Origin of the sequence: Mesorhizobium sangaii, from assembly GCF_014207355.1 — a bacterium.
Classification (GTDB): Bacteria; Pseudomonadota; Alphaproteobacteria; order Rhizobiales; family Rhizobiaceae; genus Mesorhizobium; species Mesorhizobium sangaii.
This window is the reverse complement of the sequence record NZ_JACHEF010000002.1, coordinates 1,181,920-1,195,316: the sequence shown is the minus strand read 5'-3', so window position 1 is coordinate 1,195,316 and position 13,397 is coordinate 1,181,920. Positions and strand designations below refer to the sequence as shown.

Annotated in this window: 12 protein-coding genes; 6 read left to right on the top strand and 6 right to left on the bottom strand. The window is 62.4% G+C overall.

The annotated features are described in order from the left end of the window. Positions 1–11 precede the first annotated feature (11 nt). The 6 genes from HNQ71_RS14830 to HNQ71_RS14805 form a co-directional block, all read right to left on the bottom strand. Entirely contained in the window at positions 12–1,454 is a 1,443-nt protein-coding gene (locus HNQ71_RS14830; RefSeq protein WP_184873257.1) for a GMC oxidoreductase, read from the bottom strand. Positions 1,455–1,521: 67 nt separating this feature from the next. Beyond that, positions 1,522–2,853, bottom strand: coding sequence for a UDP-glucose dehydrogenase family protein (locus tag HNQ71_RS14825; protein WP_184873256.1), 1,332 nt, complete (start codon positions 2,851–2,853; stop codon positions 1,522–1,524). A 67-nt stretch (positions 2,854–2,920) separates the two neighbouring features. Next, entirely contained in the window at positions 2,921–3,784 is an 864-nt protein-coding gene (gene exoK / locus HNQ71_RS14820; protein WP_184873255.1) for an endo-1,3-1,4-beta-glycanase ExoK, read from the bottom strand. A 151-nt stretch (positions 3,785–3,935) separates the two neighbouring features. Further along, positions 3,936–4,337, bottom strand: a complete 402-nt coding sequence (locus tag HNQ71_RS14815; RefSeq protein ID WP_184873254.1) for a hypothetical protein — start codon at positions 4,335–4,337, stop codon at positions 3,936–3,938. A 293-nt stretch (positions 4,338–4,630) separates the two neighbouring features. Beyond that, positions 4,631–5,653, bottom strand: a complete 1,023-nt coding sequence (locus HNQ71_RS14810; protein WP_184873253.1) for a glycosyltransferase family 2 protein — start codon at positions 5,651–5,653, stop codon at positions 4,631–4,633. 90 nt (positions 5,654–5,743) lie between these two features. After that, positions 5,744–6,874 (bottom strand): nucleotidyltransferase family protein, encoded by a 1,131-nt coding sequence (locus HNQ71_RS14805; protein WP_184873252.1) that lies wholly within the window; start codon positions 6,872–6,874, stop codon positions 5,744–5,746. Positions 6,875–7,392: 518 nt separating this feature from the next. Between HNQ71_RS14805 and HNQ71_RS14800 the strand changes: the two genes are divergently transcribed. From HNQ71_RS14800 to HNQ71_RS14775, 6 genes are all read left to right on the top strand, one after another. Next, complete coding sequence (locus HNQ71_RS14800; RefSeq protein ID WP_184873251.1) at positions 7,393–7,545, top strand: lasso peptide; 153 nt, start codon at positions 7,393–7,395, stop codon at positions 7,543–7,545. 192 nt (positions 7,546–7,737) lie between these two features. Continuing rightward, complete coding sequence (locus HNQ71_RS14795; RefSeq protein ID WP_343068167.1) at positions 7,738–8,007, top strand: PqqD family protein; 270 nt, start codon at positions 7,738–7,740, stop codon at positions 8,005–8,007. A gap of 124 nt (positions 8,008–8,131) precedes the next feature. After that, positions 8,132–8,509: a lasso peptide biosynthesis B2 protein gene (locus HNQ71_RS14790; RefSeq protein WP_246461524.1), complete on the top strand. Its 378-nt coding sequence runs from the start codon at positions 8,132–8,134 to the stop codon at positions 8,507–8,509. Next, positions 8,506–10,428 carry a lasso peptide isopeptide bond-forming cyclase gene (locus HNQ71_RS14785; protein ID WP_184873248.1) on the top strand — a complete coding sequence of 641 codons (1,923 nt, stop codon included), beginning with the start codon at positions 8,506–8,508 and terminating at the stop codon, positions 10,426–10,428. The genes HNQ71_RS14790 and HNQ71_RS14785 overlap by 4 nt, the downstream gene beginning before the upstream one ends. Next, on the top strand, positions 10,425–11,411 hold the full coding sequence (locus HNQ71_RS14780; RefSeq protein ID WP_184873247.1) for a phosphoenolpyruvate carboxykinase (ATP): 987 nt from the start codon (positions 10,425–10,427) through the stop codon (positions 11,409–11,411). The genes HNQ71_RS14785 and HNQ71_RS14780 overlap by 4 nt, the downstream gene beginning before the upstream one ends. 8 nt (positions 11,412–11,419) lie before the next feature. Beyond that, positions 11,420–13,264 (top strand): ABC transporter ATP-binding protein, encoded by a 1,845-nt coding sequence (locus HNQ71_RS14775; RefSeq protein ID WP_184873246.1) that lies wholly within the window; start codon positions 11,420–11,422, stop codon positions 13,262–13,264. The last annotated feature ends 133 nt before the right edge of the window (positions 13,265–13,397 follow it).

Here is a 13,397-nt window from a genome sequence, read left to right as displayed (position 1 = left end):
ATGCCCTCCTCTCACGCCATGCGGCTCGCCGCCCTCAGGGAGAGGGCCGCGGCGGTCAGGCTCGGGTTGGCGCAGGAGCAGCTCGGATAGGTGCTGGTGCCGACGACAACCAGGTTTCTCAACTGGTGGTGGATCATGTCGCTGTCGATCACCGAATCGGCCGGGCCGGTTCCCATCCTCAGCGTGCCCTGGACGTGCGATTCGGTTGGCCGGATGCCACGATCGAATAGCTTTTCGACCGGCAGCGGAGCCAGAAGGTCAGGCAGTTTCTCCAGCGCGCGGGCCATCCCCTTGACCGCGTAGTCCGACGGCGCCTTGAAGCTGACGAAGGCGTTGTCGTCTTCGTCGAGGGTGACGAAATTTTCGTGGTCGAGCAGGTTTTCGGTGACCACGACGAGCGGCAGCGCCTGGCGCAGCCGCCCCTTTTCGGCGCGCATTCCGTGCTGCCAGCGGTTCTCGAAATAGACCAGTGCCGCCGCGTGCTCCGATCTGTGCGGACCGTCGTAGAGGCCGAAGTTCAGGCCGGTGGTGATGGTGCTGCCATCGAAATTGTCGACACCGTCGAGATAGACCTCGAAGTTCCAGCCGTAGGATTCGTGCAGGCCTCGGCCGACGAATTCACCGCCCAGGCCGGACCGCAGCATAATCGCTGCGCTCTGGATGGCATTGGCGCCAAGAATGAAGAGGTCGCCGCTGACCTGGTATTCCTTGCCGTCACGCATGAACGTGACCGAGCGGACCGTGCCACCGACGTGATCGAGCCGCCGCACCTCCGCACCGAGGCAAACCGAAATGTCGGGATGCTCGAAGACATGCATCAAGCCGTTGTTGACGGTGAACTTGGCGTCGACCGGACACAGCCAACAGCGCAGGTTGGCACAGCATGAGGTGCGCTGCGCGGTCGGCACACGCGCCCGCGCCGTTGGCATGACGAAATGCTGGCCGGGCTGCGCCGCCTTCATCATCCGGTCCGGCGTCGACATGCGATGCGGCGGCTGCGGAAACGGCTTCGAGCGCGGCAGCATCGCCGCCATGTCGGGATCGCCCGAGATCGACATGATGTCTTCAGCGTCGCAGTAGAACGGCTCGACATCGTCATAGCTGATCGGCCAGTCATTGCCGATGCCGTAGGTGCTTTTCAGCCTGAAGTCATTGGGATGGAACCTTGGCGTCTGCGCGAACCAACAGTTCGTTCCGCCACCCAATCCGATGGTGTAATTCCACGGCTTGTCGGAATTGGTCTTGTAGGTCGTCTCGTCGTCGATGTCGGTGTTGGCATTCTCCTGGAGCTGCCATTCATGGGTGTTGTGCCGGCCCCATTCGAGCACCAGGACGCGTGCCTTTCGGCGCTTGGCGAACTCATGCAGGAAGAAGGCCGAGCCGAAGCCGGAACCGATCGCGACGAGATCGAAATGATCGCTGGTGATTTGCTCGGGCTTTACGTCCAGCACCATCAGCCACAACTCCTTGCCGCGCCGGGCACGCCCGGCGGATTCCGCTTCCGGCTGTTCGCTCCCGGCCTCATGCCGCCATTCTGCCGATCGAGTGATATTCGATGCCGTGGCGGGCGATGACCTTCGGGTCATAGAGGTTGCGCCCATCGAAGATGATTGGCGTGGTCAGCGCATCCTTCATCGCGTCAAAGGACGGCGCGCGGAAACTCTTCCATTCGGTGGCGATCAGCAGCGCATCGGCGCCGCGCAGCGCGGCTTCCTTGGTGCCGCACAACAACAGGTCGGCGCGCAGCCCGTAGATGTGCTGGCATTCCTGCATTGCCTCGGGGTCATAGGCCTGCACATTGGCGCCGGCGTTCCACAGCGCCTCCATCAGCGTGCGGGCGGGCGCCTCGCGCATGTCGTCGGTGTTGGGCTTGAAGGCCAGCCCCCACAGCGCAAAGGTCTTGCCCTTGAGGTTGCCCTTGAAATAGCGGTTCACCTTGTCGAACAGGACGGATTTCTGCTCGTTGTTGCGCTCCTCGACGGCGCGCAGCAGCTTGGCATCGAACTTGACGCCTTCGGCGGTCTTGATCAGCGCGCGCACATCCTTGGGGAAGCACGAGCCGCCATAGCCAAGCCCCGGATAGATGAAGTGATAGCCGATGCGGGGATCGCTGCCGATGCCCTTGCGGACCTCCTCGATGTCGGCACCGAGCTGCTCGGCTAGGTTGGCCATCTCGTTCATGAAGCTGATCTTGGTCGCCAGCATGCAATTGGCGGCGTATTTGGTGAATTCGGCACTGCGCACGTCCATCACGATCATCTTCTCGTGGTTGCGGTTGAAGGGCGCATAGAGCTCGCGCATCACCGCTTCGGTGCCCTCGCTGTCGGTGCCGACGATGATGCGGTCGGGCTTCATGCAATCGGCAACCGCGGAACCCTCCTTGAGGAATTCCGGATTCGAAGCGACGTCGAAGGACAGGTCCTCGCGCCCTCTTTTCTTCAGCGTCTCGGCGACCCTGGCCTTCACCTTTTCGCAGGTGCCGACCGGCACGGTCGACTTGCCGACGATGATCTTGGGGGTGTCCATCTCACGACCGATGGTCTCGGCGACCGCCAGCACATATTTGAGATCGGCCGAACCGTCCTCGCCCGGCGGCGTGCCGACCGCGATCATCTGGATTTCACCGTGCCTGACCGCGGCCGCTGCATCGGTAGTGAACTTGATACGGCCAGCGGCGTGGTTCTCCTTGACGAGGCTTTCGAGCCCCGGCTCGAAAATCGGAACGAACCCCTGGTTGAGGCGCTCGACCTTGTTGGCGTCGATGTCGACGCACACCACCTGGTGCCCGACTTCGGCAAGCACCGCTGCCTGCACGAGACCGACATAGCCAATTCCAAAGACCGTCAAATTCATTCGATTTCATTCCCATGCAAGGCTGCGGACCGCTCTCGGCCCGGCCAGTTCAAATCGACTTTCCGAACTACTTTACGCTGCATGCCAGCGATTCTGGAAACTGACAGGGCTCGCCCAAGGCCGTGAACGCAACGCGATCGATCTCCAGCGTGAGCTTGCGGCCTGGATCGGCGAACGCTCCCATCCAACCGGTCATCTTGTCGCTGCCCCAAAGGCTGAAGAATATCTTCTGGGCATGCGTCGGCAATTTCGCCGGATCGGTAATCGTGTTGACCAGCTGGCCGTTGACATACCAGCGCAAGCTATCCTTCTGCCAGACGAAGGCATAGTCGTTGAAGGCCTTTTCGGCGCCGCCCGCCACGTCGACCAGCTTCTCATTGTTGCCCTTGCCGGCGATGTAGGCATTGACTTGCACCTTGGAGGTGTCCTTGGTCAGGACCTCGAAGTCGATCTCATCCCAGGGCTGCTTGTCGGACGGACCGATATAGGAGAAGAACGCCGCATTGAGGCCGGAGCCGGTGTCGGTCTTCATCCGCGCCTCATAGGTGCCGTAACCGAAGCGTTGCTTGGTCTGGATCTCACCGCAGGCGTAGTCGCGGTCCTTCAGCTTCTGCTTTTCGAAGCCGAGCGACAGCACGCCGTCGGAAAGCGCGACAAGGCCTTTCGACCAGGTGCAGTTTTGATGGCTGCCGTTCGACCAACCGTCGGAAACATACCAGCGTTCGCGATTGAAGCTGGTGAAATCGTCGACGAATGAAGGCGACGACTGAATATCCTGGGCATGGGCGGGGGCCGTCACCAAGCTCCCGAGAGCGGCGAGCAGCAACGCGCTGATCGCACTCAACCGCCTGAGGCCGGCTTGTCCGGCCAGGCGTGTGAACGGCGTTCCGCCGGTTGCGATGGTCGACATAGTCTTCGGATTCGAATTCATACCAAACTCACCTTTGTGCTGTGCATCCCCAACCCAAAGTCGACGTTCGAACCACTTCCTGAACGGGCCAACCTTGACCTCCTGCTTGACCCTCTCCTGGCCTTGTCCTGCCTCGCATCAAATCTGTTGCAACAATTCCGAAACCTCACTTTCAACCTCTGCCGGCGCCCGCAGGTCTGGTGTACTCGGCAGTGATGGCCGAATCGGACGCCGTATTCTCGTCGAAGACCGTATCCAGCGAATGACGGAGTTCTTTCATCATGCCGTTCTGGCGCGACAGCTCCGCGATGCGGCGTTCGCAATTCAGGATCGACTTCGTCAGCGCGCTAACTTCGGACGACCGACGGTCGGAGGTGGAGCCGTTCTCCATCGCTTCGACCAAGAAAGCGGCGTTGGTCGCCTTCGTCCGATAGCGATTCTCCAACCCGACTCTCTCGGCCTCGATCTCGGCCGCGATCTGCTCAAACAGCTTTGCCAGGCGATCAAGGCGTGAACCATCGGTCTGGCGGTCACGGGCTGGATCCCTTGATCTGAAACCGAATATCGAAGCCATGAACTCAGATTCCTGTCATCGCCGGCCTACGGGCCGGGCTTCTGGCCGATCCCCGCAGCCGGGGCTCAAAAAACTCATACTGCTTTGTCCTGCTCCTCAGAGGGAGAGACATCAGACCAATCCGATCGGGGGCCAGTTCGGCTGGTCGTCCAATTTGCTGCACCGCAACATAGACTGCCATCGTCTGGGCCGCGAGGCAACCACCCAGTTCGTAAACTCATAAATCCGACCGAAATGGTTTGCGCGATGAGTTTTGTCACCCAGCAGGGCAACCACGGACGAGCCAGACAGTTTCACCGCTCCTTGCCGGTGCTGGTGCCGGCCATCAAAAAACGCAATGGCGGCACGTGCTTGTGCCTGGACACAAAGCCGACGCGGCGAAACAGCGCCTCGAGCTTGTCGGACGCCACGCCCTGGACGATGGGGACGAGGTTGGATTGGCTGGCGAATGCGTAGGCCGCTGCCGATGCCAGCCCGCGCTCGGCCTTGACGTCGAGGAAATTGCGCAGCCGGTACTTGTCGCGCACGTGCCGCTCGTGCCGTCTCAGCACCGCTTTCGAGCCTTCCGGCAGACTGTCGATTGCCAGCAGCGCCAGATCGGCATCGGCCAGACGCTTAAGATCCTGCGTCTTGTGGCGGCCGCTGAGCGAATCGGCACGGACGATGGCGCCGTAGCCACACGAGCGGATGACCTTGAAGCGCGCCCCGCAAGCGACCGCGCGGGCGTAGAGTTCATAGTCCTCGCCGAGCCGCAGGCTCTCGTCATAACGCAATCGATGGCGATCGAGGAAGGCGCGGCTGATCACCGGCTTGAGGAAGCCCAGTTCGCCCCTTTGCACGCTGCGCCTGGAAATATTTCCTTCGACGAAGCGCTCGAAATCGAGGAATTCCGGATCCGCGGCAAATTGCGGGGCGACGATTTTCGTGGCGTCGCCGGTCGCATCATCCCTGATGAGCATGATGTTGTCCGCCGCGAAATCCCAGTCGGCGCCGGCAAACAGGTTGCGAAACCGGCCCTCGAGGAAGAAATCGTCGGCGTCGAGAATGCTGATGAACGGCGATCTCGAACTGGCGATCGCGGCGTTGCGGGCGTAGGAGGGGCCGCGATTGACATCGAGGCGCATCACCGCAAGCCGGCCGCTGCCGTCGTCGGCGGATCGCGCGACCGCCGCGGTGTCGTCGGTGGATGCGTCGTCGACGACGACGACTTCCGCCACTTCCGGTTCGCGCAACGCGGACGCGATGGCGACGGCGATTGTCGCTGCCGCGTTTTTGGCCGCGATGATCACGCAGACCTGGGATTTCGTCATCGACATGGATTAGCCTCTCGTACAGGTGATACCGATTTGTGTTCGCCCCGTACCCATTCGATGCCCGATTGCCATCAGCGCCAGATCTGTGTTCATTCAACGACCGCCCGGCCGTTCAAAGATGCGGCGGCTGATATCGGCGGACGCCGCCCAGCCGGCTTCCGCCAGATAGCGGACCGGCGCGCGACCGCACAGTTCCCACAGCACCGTTCGCCGCTGCGGCCACCGAAGCGACGACAGCCACGGCGCCATGACCATGCTGAGCAGGTCCTCGTTGCCGATGCGTGACAGGATGCGCGTCGCCCGCTCCGACAGCAGCGTGCCGGCACCGCCGAGCAATACATCGGCTGCGCGTATACCAAGCAGCAGCGTATCGTCCAGCCCCTGCGCTATTGCGGCATCGAGCACAAGCCGCTGGTCCGCCTCGTCGAGGCGGCCGGCGGAGGCGCGCACGTCACAGACATAGCCCGCGCAGGGTTCCCGGTTGAACAGCGCCTTGGCGACACTGATGCAGGACAAAAGCAGCGTGTCGGCGGCCGAGGTGAACGGCACCGTCGCACCGGCGATTTCGACCTGCCGCTTTCGCCGCAGAAACCCGTCAGCGTCGCGCGGGCTCGGCGAGCCGGGCTGCTGGAGGCGGTAGTGGAGATCGACCGTGGACGGCCTCGGTCCGTCGCCGCGCGTCATATGCTGTTCGCCGAGGAAGCGAACCCACCAGACGGAGCGCGACTTGCCGGCCACCTCGTAGCCGATCGAGCGCAGCGCATCCCGCGCCTTGAAATATCCGACCGGCGAAACCAAAATGTCGACATCGCCCGAGGGCTTCATGAAGTGGTCGTCATAGAGAAGTTGCTGCTGAAACGGACCCTTCAGAAAGACGAAATCGATCCGGCTTTCGCGCAGCACGTCATGGATCGCCATCGAATCCATGATGCAGGACGCGTTCATCGAAACCGTCCTCCTTCGGTAGCTGTCCAGCCAGTGGAAAAGCTCGGGCGGTCTGTCACTCGCTGGCGCGCGCGACAGGGCCTTGAGGACAAAGGTCGCGACCTTGTTCAGCCTGGCGATGTCGGCAACATTGGCTCCGCCAAGGCCGGGCATCGATACGTCGCCCGTGGTGGCTCCTGCCCCGGCGAAATACAACCGCAGGCAGGCCCGCACATAGGCAACCTCGTCGGCACAATCGGCGGCGCGCAGTCGTTCGTAGGAACCATCCGGCAAGGCCATTTAGTGCACAGTCTCCCAAAAAAGCGATTTGCGCGGTGCGTATGCTGCAACTGCGAAGCAAGCATCACCAAAAACCTTGATGGCGTAAAGCCTTTCCTTTTGCAGTGCAGAATTTTGCAACCTGAGCGTTTACCGACACTTCTGAAAAGGCGATCAAAACCGCTGTTGAAATACCGCCCCTGCAGGGCGTTTTCAGTTGGCCCTCGCCATGGATTCGCCGAATAAATTCACTCCATTAGCGGCGCCTAAAAGATAGGCGCCCGGCAAAAGTTTTATTCAAACAAAATCAAATGCTTAAAGAATCGGCATCGACATGGTCGGCAAACATAGGGAATCGGTCTAGAAGTAGTCATATTTTAGGCATGACCCGCATATAGGGTGAGGAGCGCAACCCGTAATTGATTAATGCCTGGTAAATCAGGCTTGACTCATAAATGCTGCCATGCAGCTATTGCGGTGCAGCATGCAAGTGCTGACGGCACTCGACAAGCCGTTTCCAGTCCTTATTGGAGAGTAAAATGGAACAGAATGTTGAAAAGCAAGAATACGAGACGCCAAGCCTGACGGTGCATGGTTCGATCGAAACCATCACCCAGGGCGGCGGCGGCAGCACGGCGATCGACGTATCTTTTCCCGCGCATACGCCGATCGGCGACCTGACGTTTTCCTGAAGCCATCGCAACCACTCCAGAGTGACGACGTTGGGGCTCTGGGTCTGAAAAAATAAGAGAGTCGGGGGCACTGCCTCCGACTCCCGTTTCATTGCCTGGAACTGCGAAGCGTGGCGTAAGCGAGGTTTTGGGATGAACTGGAAGCAATCCGACCAAGATTTGGCGGACCGATATTCAGCCGACCACAATCGTGTGAGTGCGACCAAGGATGCCGTGGCTTGCGAGTTCGGCGATGGCCTGGCGCTCCTCAATCTGAAATCCAACGTCTATTACAGCCTGAATGGCGTCGGCGCCTTCATCTGGGATTTGATCCAGGAGCCCAGGTCGATCGCGGAGATCCGCAGCGCCGTGCTTGCGCGCTACAATGTCGACCCGGCGGGCTGCCAGGCCGACGTCGACGCATTGCTGAAGGGCCTGGCCGACAACGGGCTTGCGAGGCTTGATCGTGAGGAACTTGTCTAAGCAGGTTCCGCATAAGGCCATGGTTTTGCGGCAGGAACCCGCGACCGAAAGGAGCCCCCAGCAGAGAAAGCGCCGGCAAGGCCGGCGAAACCTGTTTGGGATTCTCTCCCTGAGCGGCTCGGAAATGGTCTTCCTTGGCCGCTGCCTGCTGGTGGTCGCGGCGGTTCGGGTGGGGCTCACACTGTTGTCCTACAACCGTGTTCGCAGCCTGGTGACGCGGCACGACGCGCGACAATGCGCCAGCATGGGCGAACTGCGGCGGGTCGCCTGGGGGGTTGCCGCGGCGGCCCGTTTCGTTCCCTACGCCACGTGCCTGACCCAGGCGCTTTCGGGTCAATACATACTTGCTCGACAGGGCAATGCCTCGAAGATACGCATCGGCATCGAACGCGGCACGGGCGAGCAACTCAAGGCGCATGCCTGGCTGGTCAGCGACAATCATATCGTGCTTGGCGGATCGATCGACGGTTTCGCCCATCTGGTCGACCACGGCAGCCGATGAGCGGCGTGGCCGGAATCCTGCTTCGACAGGGGCACCCCCCGGCGGTCGCAGCCGCCGACATCCAGCAGATGCTGGCGCGCATGCGCCATCGTGGCCCCGATGGAAATTCGTGGTGGCTCGACACCGGCATCGCGCTTGGCCACGCCTGGCTCAACACCACCGATGAATCCGGCCCCGGTCCGCTGACGATGGCCGACGACAAGCTCGCCATCACCGCCGATTGCCGGCTGGATAACCGCGACGAGCTGCTCTCCAGGCTGGGCATTCGCGACAGATCGGTCGCCGATGCGACCTTGCTGATGCGGGCCTATCTGCGTTGGGGCGAAGCCTGCCCCGTGCATCTGCAAGGCGATTTCGCCTTCGCCATCTGGGATGCCGAGCGACAGCTCCTGTTTTGCGCGCGCGACCATTTCGGGGTCAAACCGTTCTACTACCACGCGGCGGACCGGCGTTTTGTCTTTGCCTCGGAGATCGGCCCGATTCTCGGCGTCGAAGGCGTCGGCAGACATGTCAGCGAGCACCAGATCTCGGGGTTTCTGGCCGGGCTTCCCGACGACCCGCAGGCCACACCCTACACCGACATCTTCGCCTTGCCGGCGCGCCACAGCCTGACCGTCACCGGCCAACAGGTGGTGCTACGCCGCTACTGGCAGATCGAGCCGTCGGCCCGACCGATGCGGTCGGATGCGCCCGAAGAATTCGCCCATCTGTTCTCGCAATCGGTGCGCAACCGCATGCGCGGAACCTCCGCGGTCGGCGCGATGCTGAGCGGTGGCCTCGATTCCTCCTCGATCGCCTGTGTTGCCGGCCTGCAAAACGCCGCCGAGCACAAGCCGAGGCTGCCCACCTTCTCGCTGATTTTCGAGACGGGCTCGTCGATGGACGAGCGCCCGTTCATCGACGCCGTGCTGGATCAGCAGAAGGTCGACGGAACACTGATTCCAGTCGGCAATTATGCGCCATTCGCCGAATTCGAACGGGTGCTTGAAGAACAGGAAGGGACGTTCCTGGCGCCGGGCCTGACGCTGACCCGTGGCATCTACCGGACTGCCGGCGCCAAGGGCATCAAGGTGCTGCTGGACGGCCATGGCGGCGACGAGGTCGTTTCACAAGGCCATGGCCATCTCCATGAACTTGCCAATGCCGGCAGATGGATGGATTTGTGGCGTGAGGTGCGCAGCGCCTCCGACACCTACGGCGACAGCACGCTGGGCCTGTATTTCCAGTTCCTGACCCTCTACGGGCCGGCCTGGCGGATCGCGAAGCTGAGACAAATGGCGAACCGCGTCCTGAGCAGGATACGCAGGCCGGCGCAGGCGCCGCGCGGCGGCGGCTGGCGCGACCTGATCAATCCGGACCTCGCCAGGCGAACCGAGCTTGTCAACCGATTTCACCGGGCCGGATATATGCCGCCCGGCGTCCAGGCCAGCGACGCCTTGAGCCATCGCTGGATCCTGTCGAACGGTTATGTCCCGCATGCCTTCGAGGTTCTCGACAAGGCCGCCGCCAATTTTGGCGTCGAGCCGCGCTATCCGTTCTGGGACAAGCCGCTGGTCGAGTTCTGCCTGGGCCTGCCCGGCGAGGAAAAGCTCAGCCACGGCTTCGGCCGCTATGTGCTGCGTCGCGCCATGGAAGGCGTGTTGCCGGCAGCCGTTCAATGGCGGCGCGACAAAATCGATTTCACCGCCAATCTCGTCAACGGCATGCTGCGCAACCACCGCGACCTCTTGGAACAGCTGCTGATCTCGGATGCGAGCCGCATCGCGCCCTACGTCAATCTGCCACAGGTGAGTGCTGCCTATGCGCGGCTGTTGCGCCAGCCCGATCGACCGGCGCCTTTGGATGTCCAGTATGTCTGGCGCTCGGCATCGCTGTCGCTGTGGCTGCGGCAGCTCCAGCACAGCGGGAGACCCGCATGATGCCGCGCAACGAGCAGCTCGCCGCATACAGTGATCATCCCCGTCCGCATGGCCGGATTGTGAGAGAGCGCCGCTTCTATCGCGCCTACGGCCTGACCATCGCGTCCGAGGTGACGTTGCCCGAACTGGAGCGGGCAACGCCGGGGGCGGCGGACGTCGTCATCGCCGTCGGCCCGATCGACCTGCCAAAACCCTCGTCGGACGCCGCGACCGAGTTTCGCTTCGAGCCGGACCGGCAATATCTCGCATGGCATGCCGTCGGCGCATTCCTGATCAGCGATGGCTGCCGCATCGACGTCGAGCCGGCGCCCGGCGTCGACGACACGCTGATCGCCTTTCCGTTGCTGGGTCCGGTGATGGCGCTGCTGCTGCACCGGCGCGGCCTGCTCGTCCTGCACGCCAGTGCCATTGCCGTCGCCGGAACGAGCGCCATCTTCATGGGCGACAAGGGCGCCGGCAAGTCGACGACGGCAAGCGCGATGATCCGGGCCGGACATGACCTGCTTACCGATGACGTGGTGGCGCTGGATCTCGCCAATCCGGGTGAGCCGATGATCGTTCCGGGTTTTCCGCAGATCAAGCTGGCGGCCGACGCTGCGGCAGCGATCTCGCTCGGAGAAGCCGAGGTGCGGCCGCAAGTGCATCCAGCAATCGACAAGATGCAGCATCGCCTGAATGGCGCCTTTTCCGGCAACAATGTGCCTGCGACCCGGATCTATATCCTCAAGCGCGGCGAAAAGGCCGCCATCACGCCGTTGCCCGGCATCGCCGCCCTGCCGGCCATCATAAAATTCTCCTATGTGACGCGGTTCGGCCGCGCGGCCCTGCCCAGCGATCTTGCAGAAGTGCATCTTCGGCAATGCGCGCGGCTGGCGGACCATGTCGGCGTTCGCCGCCTTGAAGTTCCGACGGGCCTCGACAGGATCGGCGAGGCCGTGGACTTGATCGAAAGGGATCTGGCCACTGGTCGTTGGCGGTCGTGAGCGCAATCATGTCGAAGCCCTCAATCCTTCGCCTGTCGCTGTTTCGGGACGTTGCCGCATTCGGCGCCGTCATTGCCCAGATCGGCGGGCGGCGAACCTGGACGGCGCTGTTCTTCCTGATCCTCGGCAGCCTGACCGAAGGCATCTCCATCCTGCTGCTGGTGCCGCTGCTGCATCTGGTCGGACGCGCCGACCAGGACTTTGCGGTCAAGTTGCCGAACAATGATTTCGTGCGCTGGCTGGTCCCGGACGGAACGCTGCAGCTGACGACGGTGCTTTGCCTGCTTGTCGGGCTTGTTGCCGTGCAGGCGGCGTTCAACCGCTTCAAGTCGGTCTACATGGCCAAACTGCTGTTCGATTTCATCAACCGCGTGCGCATGAACCTGTTCGAGAGCATCGGCAAGGCACGCTGGGGCGTGTTCACGCGCATGCGCAGTTCCGACCTCGACCATGCGCTGACCGGCGATATCGACCGCGTCCAGGGCGCTGCCTTCTCGCTGTTGATGCTGGTGCAGATCGCCGTGCTTCTGGCCGGCTATCTGCTGGTTTCGGTGTTCATCTCGCCGGTGATGACGTTGTTTGCCGTCGTCGTCGGCATCGTGATGTTCGTGGCGCTGCAGCCGTTTCGATCGCGGGCCACCGCCTTTGGCCGGGTTCTGACCGCCAATCGCCAGGATCAGTACCGGACGGTCTCGGAATTCCTCGGCGGCATCAAGGTGGCCAAGAGCCTGAACGTCGAGGCGACCTATTTCGCGCAACTGCAAGCGACGCTCGAAAAGATGAAGGCCGACAACGTCGACTATGTGCGCAACAGCACGATCGGCACGGCGGTGTTCCAGGTGGCCAGCGTTGTTGGCTTGAGCCTGTTCATCTATGTGGCGCTGGTCCGCTTCAACCTGTCGCTGCCTGAGATCGTCGTGCTGCTCCTGGTTTTCATGCGCATCGCGCCGCGCTTCATGGACATGCAGACGCAGGCCCAGCAGGTCTTGATCAACCTGCCCGCCTATACGGCGATGCGCAGCCTGCAGGCGCGTTTCGACGCCGAGCGCGAGCCGGGCGATGCCGAAGCCGGCGAAGGCGGCAAACTGTCGCTGTCAACCGGGCTCAACATCAGGGACGTCTGCTTCGGTTATGGCGACGACCCCGCCAAGATGGTCGTCAAGGACATCACCTTCGGCCTTCCGGCCGGCAAGGTCACAGCCCTGATCGGTCCCTCCGGCTCGGGCAAGAGCACGATCGCCGACATGCTGCTCGGCCTGCTCGAGCCGACCGCCGGCACGATGCGCGTCGATGGCGTCGAGATCGATGCAGGCAACCGCCGCCGCTGGCGCGACCAGGTCGCCTATGTGCCGCAGGATGTGTTCCTGCTGCATGACACGATCGCAGCGAACCTGCGCCTTGCCGCGCCGCAAGCCAGCGATGACGATCTGTGGACCGCGCTGCGCTCGGCGCACGCCGGCGAATTCGTCGAACGGCTCGACACCAGGCTCGAGACGGTGGTCGGCGACCGCGGCGTGCGGCTTTCGGGCGGCGAACGCCAGCGCATTGCGCTTGCGCGCGCGCTGCTGCGTAAGCCGTCCCTGCTCATCCTGGACGAGGCCACCAGCGCGCTCGACTGGCAGAATCAGTCGCTGATCGCCAAATCGATTGACGGATTGCGCGGCACGATGACGATCCTGACCATTGCGCACCGGCCGTCGATGATCGCTTTCGCCGACTGGGTGGTGGCGATGGAAAACGGCCGTGTCGTCGAAGTCGGGCAGTATCAGCGGCTGAAGGAAAAAGCCGGCAGCCGATTGTCGCGGATGCTTTTGGGCGAGCAGTCCGAGAGCCAGCCCGCTAACGTTGCGTGAGTGTCGGTGGGTTAGGATCTGTTGAGATTCAGGTCAGGCCGAGTCGAAAACGGTGGGGTCCGAGAACCGGAGCGGAGCGTACTTTAATGTACGTGAGCACCGGAAGCGCAGGACGCCGCCGTTTGCAGGCCGG

Coding starts and splice junctions, on each gene's coding strand:
- HNQ71_RS14780 (WP_184873247.1), top strand. CDS start 10,425: ATGATGCCGCGCAACGAGCAGCTCGCCGCATACAGTGATCATCCCCGT.
- HNQ71_RS14830 (WP_184873257.1), bottom strand. CDS start 1,454: ATGGTGCTGGACGTAAAGCCCGAGCAAATCACCAGCGATCATTTCGAT.
- HNQ71_RS14775 (WP_184873246.1), top strand. CDS start 11,420: ATGTCGAAGCCCTCAATCCTTCGCCTGTCGCTGTTTCGGGACGTTGCC.
- HNQ71_RS14785 (WP_184873248.1), top strand. CDS start 8,506: ATGAGCGGCGTGGCCGGAATCCTGCTTCGACAGGGGCACCCCCCGGCG.
- exoK (WP_184873255.1), bottom strand. CDS start 3,784: ATGAATTCGAATCCGAAGACTATGTCGACCATCGCAACCGGCGGAACG.
- HNQ71_RS14810 (WP_184873253.1), bottom strand. CDS start 5,653: ATGTCGATGACGAAATCCCAGGTCTGCGTGATCATCGCGGCCAAAAAC.
- HNQ71_RS14805 (WP_184873252.1), bottom strand. CDS start 6,874: ATGGCCTTGCCGGATGGTTCCTACGAACGACTGCGCGCCGCCGATTGT.
- HNQ71_RS14800 (WP_184873251.1), top strand. CDS start 7,393: ATGGAACAGAATGTTGAAAAGCAAGAATACGAGACGCCAAGCCTGACG.
- HNQ71_RS14815 (WP_184873254.1), bottom strand. CDS start 4,337: ATGGCTTCGATATTCGGTTTCAGATCAAGGGATCCAGCCCGTGACCGC.
- HNQ71_RS14790 (WP_246461524.1), top strand. CDS start 8,132: ATGGTCTTCCTTGGCCGCTGCCTGCTGGTGGTCGCGGCGGTTCGGGTG.
- HNQ71_RS14825 (WP_184873256.1), bottom strand. CDS start 2,853: ATGAATTTGACGGTCTTTGGAATTGGCTATGTCGGTCTCGTGCAGGCA.